Raw genomic sequence first — 16,410 nt, forward strand, 5'->3', positions numbered from 1 at the left:
TTTTTCGCCTGTAAATCTGTAAAAATATTTCACGCAGATTCGGCAGATTCTAGCAGATTTAATTAGATTTTTTTTAATAATCTGCGCGATCAGCTTAAATCTTTTAAAATCTGCGTGAAACAAAAAACTTTGTGCCTTAGGGCCTTAGTGGCAAAAAAAATAATACAACACAAAGAATAAAGAAAAACTTTGTGTCTTAGTGCCTTCGTGGCAAAAAACAAAAAAAATGAAAACATACATAGACATAGGAATCAACTTAACCAACAAACAATTCCAAAACGATATAGACGATATTGTACAAGACGCCCTCGATGCCGACGTATCGCAAATGATACTCACAGGCACGAGCGTACGAAATAGCGAAGAATCCGCTAAAATTGCCCGACAATACCCAGGCGTGTTGTATACAACGGCAGGAATTCACCCACATGATGCGAAGAGTTTTGATGCGCAGAGCATTTCGAAACTAAAGAATTTATTACAGCAGAAACATGTAGTTTCCGTTGGCGAATGCGGACTCGATTTTGATCGTGATTTTTCGCCCCGAAATAAACAGGAAGAATGTTATAGAGCCCAGTTAGAACTGGCGATTGAAGTTCAGAAACCTTTGTTTTTGCACGAAAGAGCCGCTTTTAGTTCTTTTATGAATATCACAAAAGACTATCTGCCGAAACTACCAAAAGGCGTTGTACATTGTTTTACAGGAAGTCTGCAAGAGGCCAAAACCTATCTCGATAACGGATTTTATCTAGGTTTTACGGGAGCGATTTCAGATGCCAAACGTTTCGCTCATTTAAAAGAAGTCATTCAGTACGTACCGCTCGACCGAATGATGATTGAAACCGATGCGCCGTTTATGCTTCCTAAAAACGTACCGAACAGCCTTTTGAAGAAATACCACGAACGCCGATGCGAACCCTCTTTTCTGCCGTATGTAGCGGGAACAATCGCACAGTTTAAAGGAATTGCTTTGGATAAAGTTGCGGAGGAAACGACAAGGAATGCTAAAGACTTTTTCGGGATTTAGGAGAAAGATTTGCAAATAAAACTTAAAATATCCAGCGTTAAGAAAATTTTGCGACTTAGCGTCTTTACGAGATTAAAAACATACATTTACTAACCATGACAAATCTCAAAAACCGAGGAAAAGAAGCCAGCGACGACGCTTTGTTTGGAACTGAGAAAATGCAGTTCAAACTAAAAGAAGCCGTAACCGATATGCATTATTTTTTAAGCCGAGGTTATGGCGAAAAATCGACATTGGCTTTAGTTGGAAACCGTTATCGCTTAAATGCACGTCAGCAACAAGCGGTTCGCGGAATGAGCGCTTCTCAAAGTCAGATTGATGACCGAAAAGCAAAAGAAATTGAAAGTCAGAATCTGGAAGGAAAAGAAATTTGTTTTGACGGATTTAATGTTTTGATTTTACTTGAAAGTATTTTGTCAAATGCCTATGTTTTTAAAGGACAAGACGGTTTTATCCGAGATTTGTCAAGTGTTTATGGAACGTATAAAAAAGTAAAACAAACCTCTGAGGCGATTGAATTGATTGGCGATTTTTTTAGAAATGAAAAAATTAATAAAGCACTTTGGTTATTTGACAAACCCGTTTCAAACAGCGGAAAATTAAAGCAAATGATCGAAGAATTCGCTTTAAACAATAATTTAAATTGGGAAGTACAATTAGTAAACAATCCCGATAAAGTAATGGCTGAAAGTAATTACATAGCAGTAACTTCAGACGCTTGGATTCTGGATAACGTTTCTGCTAATTTCAATTTAATGAAATATATGCTATCGCAAATGAGTGAAAAAGAAACTGTAATTTGCCTTGATAAAAATGAAACACAATCTCTTTAACGAAATTAAATCGGTAATTCCAGATCTTGATAAAGAATGGAAAGAAAAATATGCTTTGTTTTTGACAGATGAAAATCTAAAGCTCTTTTCAGAAAACTTGATTTCATTTCACAATCAGAAATCAGAAATTTTGAGATTGCCTTATTTTAAAGATGAAATTGTAGTTTCGTTACAGGATGCTGTTTTCTATTTTAAAAATGCTTTAGAAGATTTTGAAAACGGCTCCAACCACTTGCGTGAAAGTTTGATTCAGGCATTGCAAAAAACGTCATTTGAAAACCTACTGCTTATTTTAGGACAGCGTTTAACTTCGGCAAGTCAGCGTGATGAAAACGGAATTCCGCCAGCAAAAGAAATTCTTTTAGAAAGCTGTTTTGAACCTTTCAATAAAGAAATTTCAATTGCAGCAAGAGCTTGGGAAAAACATGTTGGAAGAAACAAAAACAGCATTTTTGGAGAAATAAAAGGCAACACAATCCAAAAAAGAGAAAAGGTAGAAAAACTGGTTCATCATATAATAATCAATAAAACTTGGTGGAATATTTTCTATCATTACAAACACAACTTGGTGTACGAAATACGAATAGAAAACGGACAAGGAATGCGCTGGACCGCCGACGGAAAACAGTTCATAGGATTTTTAGAAGATTTTTTAGAAGAATAATTTATTTTTTAGAGGGAAGAAAAAAAGAATAATTAAAAATCACCTTTTTTTAGTTTTAAAAACTTAATAAAATAAGTTCTTAGCGACTATACGCCTTTGTGAGATTAAAAAAAAACTTAGTGCCTTAGCGCCTTCGTGGCAAAAAACAAAACCATCATGAAAGAAAAAATACTTAAAAAATTAAGAGAAATAGAGAAACAAAAAGAGGTAGAAATACTTTTTGCTGCAGAATCTGGAAGTCGCGCATGGGGATTTGCCTCTCCAGACAGCGACTATGATATTCGTTTTATATATAAACACAAACCTGAATATTATTTGTCACTTTGGGAAAAATCAGATGTAATAGAATTCATGACAGAAGACGATCTTGATGGTTCTGGTTGGGATTTACGGAAAGCCTTAATCTTATTAGCAAAATCGAACTCATCTTTGATTGAATGGTTGTTTTCGCCAGTTGTGTACTATGAAAATGAAATTTTTGTAAAACAAATGCGTGCTATAGCTAAACAATGTTTTTCGCCAATAGCGGTTTTGCACCATTATTTGGGAACGACAAAGAATTTTATGGAAGTCTGCGAAATGGAAGAAGTAAAACTAAAAAGTTATTTCTACGCTTTACGCACCGCTTTAGCCGGAAAATGGATTATAGAAAATCATACTTTTCCGCCCGTAGCTTTTGCCGATTTATTGCCAATTGCGCCAAAAAGCATTCAAGAAAAAATACTGGAATTACAACAAATAAAAGCCACTCAAGACGAAAAATATCTGCATCCAAAAGAAAACCTGATAACTGATTTTTTACTCGAAACCGTAAAATTTAATCAGGAAAATGCGAGTAAGTTGGGAAGCGGGAAGAAGATGGCTGAGGAGCTGGATTTGTTTTTTAGGGAGATGATAAAATAATTAAAATATGAAAGTAGAAAACCTAAAATATGAAACAAAACTAGAAGTTTTACTTTTGATAGAGCAAAATAATATTGCAGAAGCAGTTTCAATAGTTCATTCAGAATTAAAATGTGGTTTGAGAGTTGCAAAAGAAATTGTAGATAGTTTAAGAAAATAATTAAAATGACCATCAACGACTTAAAATCCCAAAACCTAATCCTTTTCGAAGTTATTTCGGGAAGTAAATCTTTTGGGTTAAATACACCAACTTCGGATACTGATATAAAAGGAGTTTATTATCTGCCGAAAGAAAAGTTTTTTGGGTTAGATTATATTCCGCAAGTGAGTAATGAAACCAATGATGAGGTGTATTACGAAATTGGTCGTTTTATAGAATTATTGCTTAAAAACAATCCAAATATTTTGGAGATTTTGGCTTCGCCAGACGATTGTATTTTGTACAAACATCCGCTGATGGAGCGCTTAAAAATCGAAGATTTCTTGTCGAAACTCTGCAAAGATTCTTTTGCGGGTTATGCTGTAACGCAAATCAAAAAGGCAAGAGGTTTAAACAAGAAAATTGTAAATCCGCTGCCAAAGGAAAAGAAAAGTCTTTTGGATTTTTGTTATGTTTTGAAAGATTATAAAACCGTTTCAGTTTCAGAATTTTTAGCCGAAAACAATTTAAAACAAGAGCAGATTGGTTTGGTCGATTTACCAAATTCAAAAGGAATGTTTGTAATGTTCTACGATCTTGAAAAAACATTGGGTTATAAAGGAATTATTAAGAAAGAAAACTCTAACGAAGTTTCGTTGTCATCAATTCCCAAAAACGAAAAACTAATCGGTTATTTATCGTGCAATCAAGATGGCTATTCAAAGTATTGCAAAGAATACACAGAATATTGGGAATGGATTGAGAAACGAAACGAAGATCGTTACAATACCAACCAAAAACATGGCAAAAATTACGACAGCAAAAACATGATGCACACCATCAGACTTTTGCAAACTGCCGAACAAATTCTTTCAACAGGAAAGTTAAACATTAGAGTTTCAAATCGAGAGGAATTATTAGATATAAAAGCAGGAAATAAAGAATATGATGATTTACTTGAGATGGCAGATCATTTAATTGCTTCAATAGAAAATCATTATGAAACAACGATTCTTCCTGAAAAACCAGATGAACAGAAAGCAGTTCAAACTTTGATTAAAATTAGAGAAGAACTATACCAATAAAAAAAGCGCAAACCTTTTAAAGATTTGCGCTTTTTTCAACTCTATATAAAAAGAAAAATTCCCATTTCCTTTCAGCAATTTTTCTAAATATTCAACTTTATCTTTTTCGTACTGAACCAAAAAAGCTTTGTAGGTTAGCAACTTCGAAATAAAATGAAAAATAGATGTAATTGCTTACATTGTAACTTTCTGTTTATTTATATTTGAAAAGAATTATAATGAAAAATACATTCAAAGAGAATACTAATTCCAAATTTTAGTAACATAAAATGAACATTCAAAAGAGCAGATTACTTTTATTTTCGGCAGTTTTGTTATTACTTTTTTCTTGTAAAGAAGAAAAGAAAACCAAGCTTAAAAAGAGCATTAAAAAAGAAGTTGCAAAAGCCAAACCTGAAAAAGTAGAAATTGAAGGAAGAATTCTAGAGGAAGCTCAAAGCAATTTTTTGAAACAATTGGTAAAGGAAGAAATTGGAGAACAAAAGTATGACGATCTGCAAACAGAAAAAGCGCCTTACAGTGTCCATTTTGCTAATGATGGCGATTCCTATTCTGTTGATTTTGATATAGTAAAAGAGAAAGATTTTAATAACGACGGAATTATAGATTATGTAGTATCGGTAGATTCAGAAGGAATGTTGGGCGGAAACGCAAATACAAACCAGAGATATATCTATTATATTATGAAAGATGAGGTTAATTACAAAGAAGCGCATACTATTCTGGGTTATGCGCCATTTTCTTATAATATAATTGACGAAGCAAAATTTGAGGGAGATACATTTAAAGTCAAAATCACTCAAAATTTTAGAACGTATATGACTCAGGATTTAAAAACAGCTTCTTTGTCTTTTGTTTATAAAGACGGAAATCTTTACGAAGAATCCTATTTATCTGATTGTAAGTTAGCACAGTTAGAATCTAAAACTATTTTTAATGATATGCCTGAAGTAATCAATCGCACTCGAAGCATAGAATGGCATAATTACTGTGAAACGATAGGCGAAGTGTATAAAAAAGGTGATGTACGTATTCATGCTGATTTAGAAGGTTGTGACAATCTATTACTGAGTTTTGATACCGATTATAATGTCGAAAAAAGTAAGCTTAAAAATGCTACGTTTAGAAAGAATACTACTTTAGAACTTTTGAAATTTTTATCAGCGAATACTCAGTTTTCGGAAGAGATTGATATTATGGTTGAGTACTACGAACAAAATCCTGTAACCGACAAATCTATAGAAACAGTAGAAGGATATAGCTTTAGAGTGTTAATCCAGCAGAATAACCCAAAGAAAAACGAACTTCGTTTTTTAGTACAGCTTGAAAAAATTGATAATCCGTATCAAAAAGAAAATTGGGAAATCGCCACCCGAAATAAAACCGCTCCGCAAGAGGATGAAGATTATTGATTTTCTTTCTTATGTAGCGGGAACAATGGCACAATTTAAAAGTATTGTTTTGGATAAAGTTGTGGAGGAAACGACGAGGAATGCTAAAGGCTTTTTTGGGATTTAGATCTGTTTAATTCAATATTGTCATTTGTATTTCTTCTAGTTTTAATTTGATTTTTTTAATTTTTGAAATGGTTTAATATCAATCATTTTTTAAATGTTTTTAATACAAATCCATTCTCTTTAGCTAGGAAAATTATAGATGCAAATGTTATTGTTTCTTCAGAATTTATTTTTCGATTATTATAGCAATTTTGCAATAATGTAATTGATTTTTCTTCATTGTGTTTTTGTAAATCCAGTTGACATAAACTCAAAAAATATTTTTCACCAATATCATAACTAAAAGTATATGATATGCCTAATGCTACGTTTACCCAAGAATTGTAATCATTTGTAATTGATAAATTCTTTTTTGTTAGATAATCAATTATTTTTTTCATTATAAGCCGATCTCCTTTTTTATTAAGTCCCTCTGTTGCATAGGCACTTTTAGTTAAAGTTACAGCTTTTAATGCTTTTGGTTTTTTATCTGTGATAATTTTTAATTCTGCATAATCTGTATAAATTTCAGAATTGCCATTGTAGTATATATTATCATCCCAAGACGAAAAACATAATCTAGAAATATCTTTTCCACTTTTATCGAGAATTATTTGATAATTTTCTAAAAAGTATAAACTTAAAGAATTAAATACTAGTTTATGTTTATTAATCGAGCTATCTATTTTTATGAGGCATTTGAGCCCTTTACCAGATGGAGACTCCCATAATGAAAGTATATATTTATCATTTGAAAGAGATTTTTTAATTTCTAAGAAATTTTCCTGTGGAAGATCATCGATGTCTAAAATCATTAGATTATTGTATTCAATGATTTCGTTTGCTTTCCGTCCTTTGAATTCTCCGCAAAAAGTTACTGCTGGTAGAGTACTTTTTAGTTTAGTATATAAATCTTTATCTCCTTGTTGAAGTGCTTTTCTACAGTTTTCGACTATATCTTTATAAGTACCATTTTTTATATGATTTAATTCTTCAAACATAGTTATGTTTGAATATTCTTTAGTAGATTTTAAGTTAAAGAATTTTGTAACCTTTATTGTTGAAAGTTTTTTCATATATATATCCAAAAATACATATATTTGTTTAAAAACGTAGCTAGACGGTGCTTATTTGCATTAATTTTTGCAGGGTGTTAGTACTCCACTAACTAGGGTCAAACCGAAAAATCCAACGAGTCCAATGGGTCCTGACAATTTTTTATATTGACTCAAAAAAATGTATCACCTAATTAGATTACCACATTTACGTATTTTTTTTAGAAAAACAATGAATTACAATTCCTTTTTTTCAGACAATAACCTTGTACTTACATTGTGTAAGTACAGGGCTAAAGTTGCAAATAAAAGACATGAAAAGCATATGCTGAGAAATGTAAGTTTGCATGAAAGAACTAATAAGATTTTAAGCTCAGAAAGTGATCCTGAATTTAATGAATTAAGAAAGTTATTTCCCAATAGGAGACAATGGATTCAATTGAAACAGTCAGAAAGAAAATCTTGTAAAGATAGTATCAAGATTAATCAATTAAGACTATACAAAACTTATATTTTAACAAAAAAAAATATTAAAGAAGAGAAAATTATTGCTCCAGATTGGTATTTAGCTCTTATGGAATATGTGCAAAGTATTCAAGATACCATTTTTAATATAGAAACGTCTAATCACGTAATCAATAGTCCAGAAATACGGGGTATAAAGAAAAAAGTCAAGCTGAAAGATGATGGAAAAAAAATTCTAATTTGCCGACCAATCGCTTTGTATGATATAAAAGATAAAATCATTTGTTCACTAACAGCTAAATACTTTACCCATTTTTTTGAATATGCTTTTTTAGATTGTTCTTATGCTTTTCGAGCAAAGAGGAAAGATAATAATGTTCGAACTCATCATGATTGTATAGAGAAAATAATTGAAAAAAGAAAAAAAGAAAAGGATTTATGGGTTGCTGAATGTGACATCCAAAAATTTTTTGATACTGTACAGCATGATTATCTCATGAAAGTTTTTAATGAGCTTTCTTTAAGAATAGAATCACAAAGTGGAGTGGCTTTAGATAGTAAATCGAAAAAAGTTTTTCAATTATTTTTAGATTCATTTTCGTTTCAGGATAATGTTTTGATATTAAATAATGACAAAGAATGGTTTAGTGAACGTGGACTTCCCGATGGTAATTTTGATTGGGTAGAAAAGGAATTGAATGAAAAATTTGGAGAAAATTATACAATAAACCACAGAATTGGAGTACCACAAGGAAATGCAATTTCCTGCTTTATTTCAAATCTTATTCTTCATAATGTTGATGAAAAAATTTTAGGAAATAAAGATGATGTTTTTTATATAAGATATTGTGATGATATGGTTTTAATGCATCCAGAGGAAAAAGTTTGTCACGAAAACTTAGAAATTTTTATGCGCAGTTTGCATGAAAATTTCCTTCTATATCATGAACCTAAAAAAACTATAAATTATAGTTTGCGTAAAAATAGTTTGAAGTTTTGGAAAAATAAATCTAAACTGCCGTTTTATTGGGGTGATAAGCATGTGAATGAAAATAATATTCCATGGGTTTCATTTGTCGGGTATCAACTAGATTTTTATGGAAGAATAAGAGTTAGAAAAGCAACGCTAAAAAAAGAAACAAAGAAACAAACTGCTACTGCTCAGAAATTATTGAAATCTTTAGGTAAGTTAAATAGAAGAGATCAAATTGATGAAATGAAATCTAGAGTGACAATAAATCAAATGGTTGCCACATTGCAGAAAAAACTAATTTCGATGTCAGTTGGAAGGATTAATTTATTGAATCATAAAGATCCTGAGCAACAGGGATTGTGTTGGACAAATGGATTTAAAATCTTAAATAAAAATAAAATTACTGTATCCCAATTAAAATATTTAGATAGAAGAAGGAGAACACAGCTCAAAAGATTACCAATCGAATTAAAAAATATAAAACGAAGAATAATTAAAAAACCCGCTTTAAAAGGTATTTTAGATGAATTAGGTTTTAAAGGAGCAGCTTTTAGTTATTATAATTTTCTCAAACATAAAAAGTAAGTTTTTTCTTTATTTTTTTTAAATAAAAGAATATCTTTGCGATGCAAAACAATCAAAGGAGTAATCCTTAAACTTTTTTTAAGTTAACATAAACGAATACCTCGTCACGGTGAAGGAACAGGAAACTGTCCTAAATCATTCCTTTGAATGTTTTGCACACCTAAAGCGAGGTATTCGTGCATCTAAAATTTTCTATTATGCAAAAAGAAAATCAAAAACCAACACATCGTGATGTAGTGCCATCCGTACTTAATTTCCTTTCAGACGAGATGTTTGATGGAGATTACAAAGAACAGCCCATGTATTTGCAGGAAATCTTCGAGCTCCTCATGCATACAGAATTTGGCGACGATCAACATTTAAGGCAAAAAATGCTAAGCTGCTTACGAACAAGCAGAAATCTGGCAGAAACTTTAGCCCCGTTTTCAGAGAAGCAAATTCATAAGGCTTGTGCCAGTTTAAAAACAATTCAATAAAAACAGAAAACCCTGCAAATATCTAGTTTGCAGGGTATTTTAACGTTATAAGTCAGTAATAGAATAATTCGTATCTTTGAACTTTAAATTTCATGAAAAATGAACTACAAAATATCATTTCAGGAAAGAGCCAAGTTAGGCATGGAGATACTATCCAAACAATCTCCCGTTACCTTAGAAAAAGCAAGAGCCCAAGCGGAACGTTTGAGTCAAGCAAGCAAATCAAAAGTGAAGAAACAGCGTTAATAAAACAATTTTGTAATCGAAATAGCTTTTGGATTACTTCGATAAATATCAATGCTTTTATTTCCTCAGGAGCCGAACAGAAAGTTTACCTCCAAAACAAGCATAAAGTAATAAAACTAAACGATGGTATTTATTACGAAACTTGGGAAGACTATTTAAATAATTTATTGCTCAATAATTATTTTTTTTCAGATACTGCATATCAGTTAGTTGGATTTTATGAACAAGATGATGTGCTTTTTGCTGTGGTAGAACAAAAGTTTGCGGAATCTGATGCGGATACAGAATTAGAAAACGTAAAAGATTTTTTAGCTTCAAATGGTTTTCTAAACACTCGAAATAATGATTATTTTAATCCTGAGTTAGGAATTATTCTGGAAGATTTGCATGACGAAAATGTTTTGACTTTTCAAGATGCTTTATTTTTTATCGACACTGTTTTCTATATAACAAAACAATTTTATAAAGAATAAAAATCAGTTAAAGATAGTACCAATAAAAACCCAAACCCTGCCAATACCAATTGGCGGGGTATTTTTTTGACATCAAATCGTACTTTTATTTCGGAGATTTTTTAACATTTAAAAGACGTTATTTTAAGAAAAAATCGTTTTAAAATTCTTACATTACCGCTTCAAAAATAAAAGCCGATAACGATGAATATAAGCATCTCAGTTAAACAATTAGGAAGAAAACATCCTATTCTTCATGAAAAAATAATCAGTTTAGATAATACCACTTCAATCGTTACTGTTCGTACTTTCTTAGAATTAATCGTAAAGAATCAGGTCGAACTTTTTCACGCTTCCTCATTTGAGTTTGAAGACGAAGATAAAATCCATCTTCCAAAAGAAAATTATCTTCCTATTTTGACCGATACCGGAAAAGTAGGTTTTGGTGCACTTTATAATCACAACAAAGTAGATTTGGCCAAAGCGCAGGAAAATGCCATCGTTGCTTTTGAAGACGGCTTATACGCAGTTTTCTACGGCGATGACCAACTCGAAACACTCTCCCAAGAAATCGATTTATCCAAAAACAAATCTATCACTTTTATCAGACTGACTTTCTTGGCAGGAAGTTATTGGTAAAATCAAAAAATCAATGACAATTGCAAAAATCAAATGCAATGTCAATTTCAAAATTTAAAGGATTTTAAGGATCATTTTCAATTCTAAAATCTGAAATCAAAAATCTAAATAATTATGACAATTGAAGATCTTTTAAAAGGCAAAGTAGTTGAGAAACCAATTAAAAAATTAAGAAAAGAACTGGAAGAAATTCTAAACAGCAATCTGGTTAGCAAGTTGTTTTCTGGAACAAAACTAAAAAAAGAAGTTGCTGAGTTTGGCTTAGAATTGGTTAAACTTAAGGATAACGATAGCTACAATCATTACATTTCTTTAGGCTCTAAAGAGGCAGGGAAATTTGCAACATTGCTAAAAGAGGATGTATGGGAAGATAAGAACTATTATGATCTTTTAGTTTATTTCTTTGGAGAGGAGAATGCCGTTTATGTAAAAGAAGCTTGGAATAGATTGCCAAAGAAAATGTATCAGACAGGTTATGCCAGACGATCTTTTAGGGCTCCAAATCATAAAAAATATTTACTGGTAAATCAGATTAACTTTCTTAGCTCTGCACTTAGTAACGCAAGTAAATATAATTATCAGGAAGGGACCACTTTATTTTATAATTTGAGTATTGAAGATCAGATTCGTTATGATACAGAGGTTTCAAACGCTCCTAATCAATTCATGATTTGGTCTGCTGCGTTGGATTGTGGAAAAGAAAACCTTTTTCAATTGTTTGAAGATATTATTTTCAATAAAGATGCACACGGAAAAGTTTCCAGAAATATCATCAAAGCACTTCTAAACAGCGAGAAAAAAGAAAACTGGGAACTGGTAGAAAAATTATTGTTGGCAGCACAACGTCAGGAAGGTTTACGCCAGACTATCTTAGAAGCGTTGGACGAAACGAGTATTGGAGCTTTGCAATTCATGATAAAAGTGCTTATTGACAATAAAATGACTCGTTTTTCATCGGTGGTAAGAGCAATTGATACATGGACAGGCTTGGGCTGGGATTCTGAAAAAGAAACGACGGTTCGTAATATTTTGGATTTGGCTTACGGTTATTTTTCGAATCCTGAAACTATTCCGGCAGGGATTCGCAGTAAAAATAATAATGAAGCCTATATGGCGCTTTGGGTTCAGGGTGTTTTAGATGTAGAAAAAACGGTTCCGTATCTGCATGAATTAGTTGAAAAAGGTTCAGTCGAAAAGAAATGTCTCGCCTTGAAATTTGCTGGAGAAACCCAAGATCCTTATATCGAAATGCCGCTTTATTTTAAAGTTTTGGACGATGAAAATCTTCAGGTTCTGGCATTTGCCGTACCAAGAATAGATTCATTATTGAATGCCAATACGAGTACGAAATTTTATATTGAAAATCCTGATTATCCAGATTTCTTCAACAAAGTATATAATCTTGCCGAATCAATAACCGTAAAAGAAAAAACTTTTGAAGGAAAAGTATTTTCATGGCTTAATGCCAAATTCGAAAAAGATACTTTGTATTCGGCAGCCATTAATCTAATTGGAGATCATAGTGATAGATTAGATCTTATTTTGAATCAGTTCGAAAGTTTTTCAATCAATTTAAGAGAAAAAGTAACCCGTCAGATTCTGGGCGATTTCTACTGTTATTCTTTTTATTATTTAAAAAGCAATAACGAAAAAGAGAAAAAAGAACCAACCGATTTCCAAAGAAGTTTCGCTTTACGAATCCTGAAAGACAGAGGAGAATCTCTGGTAGCTTCGGCAATAAATACATTAAATGATTTGAGTTTGAGCGCCGACGAATTGGCTATTTTTCAGGAATTGTACAAACGTAAAAACTCCAATTTAAAGAAAAATCTAACTGCAATTTTACTGAAACAAGGAGAGCCACAAATAACTTCTTTTGTAGATGCTATTCTAGAAAAAGGCGATTTGGAACAGCGTATGTCGGCTTTGGATATTATGCTTCAACTTCAGAAAAACAGTAAGCTAACAGATAAAGTAAATGATTGGGTAAAAGAATATTCGGCAAGGCCAAAAATTACCGAAAAAGAAACCAAGTTTATTGAGCAATTAGAACCTTCGCAAAAGAAAAATCTCCTAAGCGCCGAAAACGGATACGGATTTTTTAATCCAAATGAAATTTCGCCTTATGAATTGCCAAAACCTGTTTCAGATTCCTTGTATTCTCAAGCAGTAAAAGAAGAGGAGTATGGTTTCTCCAAATCGATGTCGCATATTAAAACAGAGATTTCGAAATTGTATAAATTGTATGAAGAAAATCGAAATTATGAATACGAAATCGAAAATTACGATAACAGTAAATCGACCGTTTTATTGGGCAATACTTTCAGAGAAATAAAATATCTGAAAGACGAAAAAGATGCTGAGGTAGTTGCAACAAATTATCCTTTATATGAAGTTTGGGAAAATTGGTTTCAAAATTCAGGATTAGCAGAAAGAGATTTGTTTTTAATAACATTAGTAAACAATTGTGATCGAAAAATCTGGCGTGATTTTCTGGATAAGCATGTTTTTTATTATAAAGAATTATTACCACACCAAAACAAAAGAGGTTACGATTGGGATAATGCTGTTTTAAATATTTTGAACGCTTTACAGCTAAAATATGCCTTTACAGAAAAAACAGATTTTTTAATTGATGCCTGCAGCACTTTGTATGCTAATCTTCCGCAATCTATTTTGGAGTATGAGTACAAACCATCTAAAGATGAATATTACTATAATTCAAATAATGGAAATGGTTGGCAAAATCAGGGCTTTTTTGATGTTTACCTACATAAAATTGGTTTAGGAAATTTAACACCAGAACAAGAAAGTAAAGTCTGGAAGCTGTACAGATGGAGGCAATTAAACGGGCTTGAAAGAAATATTTCGTACAACAGGCCTCCAATTCATTTGTATTGCACCGCTTTTAAACAACAATTAATTACAGAAGGCGAATTGTATGAAGGAATTCTGGAACCAGAAAGAATTTCTGTTTTAACCAGCGAAAGCAAGCATTACAGACATTACGGAAGTGAAGAATTGCTTAAAACATTCCCATTTCTGGTGCCAATGATTGATAAAATCAGAGAAGCATTTTTGGATATTGAAGTCAAAAGAGGTGATTCGAATACTTCGGTTACACCTTTGGTTCAGAGTTTCCAGAAAATATTTGGAATCAATCGTTTGGTCGAAATGCTTACGGCACTTGGAAAAGCAAGTTTGTACAAAGGTTATATTTACTCGTGGAGTTATACCGAATTGACCAAACAAAAACTGTTTAGTTATTTGCTGAAAAGATGTTATCCGTTAGAATCAGATACACAGGAAATTTTTAATAATGTGGTTAAAAAAGCCAAAATATCTGAAGAAAGATTAATTCAAACGGCTATTTATGCGCCACAATGGCAAAAATTAATCAGCAATTATTTAGACTGGAAAGGTTTAGACGAAGGAATCTGGTGGTTTCATGCCCATACTAAAACGGCAAGTTATAGCGCTGTAAATTCTGAATTGGAAAGTGAAGTAGCGAAGTTTTCGTCAATCGATTTGCAAGATTTTAAAGATGGAGCGGTTGATAAAGACTGGTTTATTTCGGCTTATAAAAAATTAGGAAAAGCAAAATGGGAACTTTTATATGAATCTGCGAAATACGTAACCGACGGAAACGGACATAGACGTGCACGATTATATGCTGATACAATCACGGGAGATTTGAAAATTAGAGAAGTTACGGCCAAAGTAAAAGACAAACGTGATCAGGATTATTTAAGAGTTTACGGATTGGTTCCGTTAAGTAAAGCGAGTCCAGAAAAAGATATTTTGGCGCGTTACGAATATTTACAGCAGTTTAAAAAAGAAAGCAAAGAATTCGGTTCGATGAAACAAGCGAGCGAAGCTTTGGCAATTCGCGTGGCGCTAGAAAACTTAGCGAGAAATGCGGGTTATCCAGATCCAGTGCGTTTGACTTGGGCAATGGAAACGAAGCAAGTTCAGAATATTTTATCAAAAGAAACCGAAGTGGTTTTAGATGATTTTACGATTAGCTTGGTCATCAATAAAGAAGGAAAAGCCGATTTGGTAACTTATAAAGCAGGTAAAGAATTAAAATCGGTTCCGCCGAAATACAAAAAAGACAAAGGCATTCTGGAATTAACGAATTACAGAAAAACCATGCGTGAACAATGGACACGTTCGAGAAAAGGTTTGGAGGAAAGTATGATTCGTGGCGATGAGTTTTTATTCGCAGAAATGCAAAACCTTTTTGAACATCCCATTATTTCAAAACATCTGGAGAAATTAGTTTTTATTTCTAATGACAATCAGATTGGTTTTTATGTCGATGGAAGTTTAGTAACTGGTTTAGGTGAAATGATTTCGTTAAACGAAAAACAGACTTTTAGAATCGCACACTGTTTTGATTTGCATAAAAATAACGTTTGGGTAGATTACCAGAAATATTGTTTTGATAATAAATTGCAACAGCCGTTTAAACAAGTTTTCAGAGAATTGTATGTTCCAACGCCAGACGAATTGAAAGAGAAATCTATTTCAAGACGTTATGCAGGACATCAGGTTCAGCCAAACCAAACTTTGGCTTTATTGAAAACAAGAGGATGGAAAGTTGATTACGAAGAAGGATTGCAGAAAGTTTTCCATAGAGAAGGTTATCAGGTAAAAATGTATGCCATGGCAGATTGGTTTTCGCCAGCAGATGTTGAGGCGCCGACTTTAGAAACGATTGAATTCCATTCTTTAAAAGATTATAAAAACATCGCTTTTGAAGATATAAATCCGAGGATTTTCTCAGAAGTAATGCGAGATATTGATTTGGTCGTAAGCGTTGCCCACGTTGGAGGCGTAGATCCAGAAGCAAGTCATTCTTCAATTGAAATGAGAGCCGTTTTATTGAGAGAAACATTGAGATTGTTTAAAGTGAAAAATGTTGAAATCAAAGAGAACCACGCCATCATAAAAGGAAAACTAGCCAATTACAGTGTACATTTAGGAAGCGCGGTTGTACATCAGCTTCCTGGTAAATATTTGTCGGTTCTTCCAATTCATTCGCAACACAGAGGACGTTTGTTCCTTCCGTTTGCAGATGATGATCCGAAATCAGCTGAGGTAATGTCTAAAGTTTTATTGTTTGCAAAAGACAATGAAATTCAGGATCCAACTATTTTGAGCCAGATTGATAAGACGTACGCTTAAAAAACAAACGTTTCCCACGGTTGAAACCGTGGGCAATGTTTAAAAATAGGGAGAAAATAAAAATCCGTTTAAATCTGCGTTTTCGCTAGAGCGAATCCGTAAAATCCGCGTCTGATTTTTGCGTATTTTGAATCAGCAAAATAGGAATGCAATCCCAACATAACGTTTCCCACGGTTGAATC

At 32.5% G+C, this 16,410-nt stretch carries 13 protein-coding genes; 12 read left to right on the forward strand and 1 reads right to left on the reverse strand.

The window, feature by feature from the left end:
- Positions 1 to 226: 226 nt before the first annotated feature.
- The 7 genes from NQQ59_RS21200 to NQQ59_RS21230 all read left to right on the forward strand — a co-directional run bounded on the left by NQQ59_RS21200 (position 227) and on the right by NQQ59_RS21230 (position 6,063).
- Positions 227 to 1,027, forward strand: a complete 801-nt coding sequence (locus tag NQQ59_RS21200) for a TatD family hydrolase (RefSeq protein WP_144218816.1) — start codon at positions 227 to 229, stop codon at positions 1,025 to 1,027.
- A 95-nt stretch (positions 1,028 to 1,122) separates the two neighbouring features.
- Positions 1,123 to 1,860: a DUF434 domain-containing protein gene (locus NQQ59_RS21205; RefSeq protein ID WP_144218818.1), complete on the forward strand. Its 738-nt coding sequence runs from the start codon at positions 1,123 to 1,125 to the stop codon at positions 1,858 to 1,860.
- The gene (locus NQQ59_RS21210; protein WP_144218820.1) at positions 1,841 to 2,524 is read left to right on the forward strand and encodes a hypothetical protein; all 684 of its coding nucleotides are present in this window, start codon (positions 1,841 to 1,843) and stop codon (positions 2,522 to 2,524) included. Before NQQ59_RS21205 ends, NQQ59_RS21210 begins: the two co-directional genes overlap by 20 nt.
- A 156-nt stretch (positions 2,525 to 2,680) precedes the next feature.
- On the forward strand, positions 2,681 to 3,427 hold the full coding sequence (locus NQQ59_RS21215; protein ID WP_144218823.1) for a nucleotidyltransferase domain-containing protein: 747 nt from the start codon (positions 2,681 to 2,683) through the stop codon (positions 3,425 to 3,427).
- Positions 3,428 to 3,434: 7 nt separating this feature from the next.
- Entirely contained in the window at positions 3,435 to 3,587 is a 153-nt protein-coding gene (locus NQQ59_RS21220) for a hypothetical protein (protein ID WP_186296634.1), read from the forward strand.
- A 5-nt stretch (positions 3,588 to 3,592) separates the two neighbouring features.
- On the forward strand, positions 3,593 to 4,651 hold the full coding sequence (locus NQQ59_RS21225) for a nucleotidyltransferase domain-containing protein (RefSeq protein ID WP_144218825.1): 1,059 nt from the start codon (positions 3,593 to 3,595) through the stop codon (positions 4,649 to 4,651).
- Positions 4,652 to 4,920: 269 nt separating this feature from the next.
- Entirely contained in the window at positions 4,921 to 6,063 is a 1,143-nt protein-coding gene (locus NQQ59_RS21230) for a hypothetical protein (RefSeq protein ID WP_144218827.1), read from the forward strand.
- A 188-nt stretch (positions 6,064 to 6,251) separates the two neighbouring features.
- Here NQQ59_RS21230 and NQQ59_RS21235 read toward each other — a convergent pair whose 3' ends face one another.
- Positions 6,252 to 7,223 (reverse strand): BT4734/BF3469 family protein, encoded by a 972-nt coding sequence (locus NQQ59_RS21235; protein ID WP_144218829.1) that lies wholly within the window; start codon positions 7,221 to 7,223, stop codon positions 6,252 to 6,254.
- A 160-nt stretch (positions 7,224 to 7,383) separates the two neighbouring features.
- Here NQQ59_RS21235 and NQQ59_RS21240 point away from each other — a divergent pair, with 160 nt between their 5' ends.
- From NQQ59_RS21240 to NQQ59_RS21260, 5 genes are all read left to right on the forward strand, one after another.
- Complete coding sequence (locus NQQ59_RS21240) at positions 7,384 to 9,225, forward strand: reverse transcriptase domain-containing protein (RefSeq protein ID WP_144218831.1); 1,842 nt, start codon at positions 7,384 to 7,386, stop codon at positions 9,223 to 9,225.
- 197 nt (positions 9,226 to 9,422) lie between these two features.
- Positions 9,423 to 9,701, forward strand: a complete 279-nt coding sequence (locus NQQ59_RS21245; protein ID WP_144218833.1) for a hypothetical protein — start codon at positions 9,423 to 9,425, stop codon at positions 9,699 to 9,701.
- A gap of 92 nt (positions 9,702 to 9,793) precedes the next feature.
- Positions 9,794 to 10,420, forward strand: coding sequence for a putative polyvalent protein kinase domain-containing protein (locus NQQ59_RS21250; RefSeq protein ID WP_144218835.1), 627 nt, complete (start codon positions 9,794 to 9,796; stop codon positions 10,418 to 10,420).
- A 183-nt stretch (positions 10,421 to 10,603) separates the two neighbouring features.
- Complete coding sequence (locus tag NQQ59_RS21255; RefSeq protein WP_144218837.1) at positions 10,604 to 11,038, forward strand: hypothetical protein; 435 nt, start codon at positions 10,604 to 10,606, stop codon at positions 11,036 to 11,038.
- Positions 11,039 to 11,152: 114 nt separating this feature from the next.
- Entirely contained in the window at positions 11,153 to 16,228 is a 5,076-nt protein-coding gene (locus NQQ59_RS21260) for a DUF4132 domain-containing protein (RefSeq protein WP_144218839.1), read from the forward strand.
- The last annotated feature ends 182 nt before the right edge of the window (positions 16,229 to 16,410 follow it).

This window comes from Flavobacterium panacis (genome assembly GCF_024649945.1).
GTDB classification, from domain to species: Bacteria; Bacteroidota; Bacteroidia; order Flavobacteriales; family Flavobacteriaceae; genus Flavobacterium; species Flavobacterium panacis.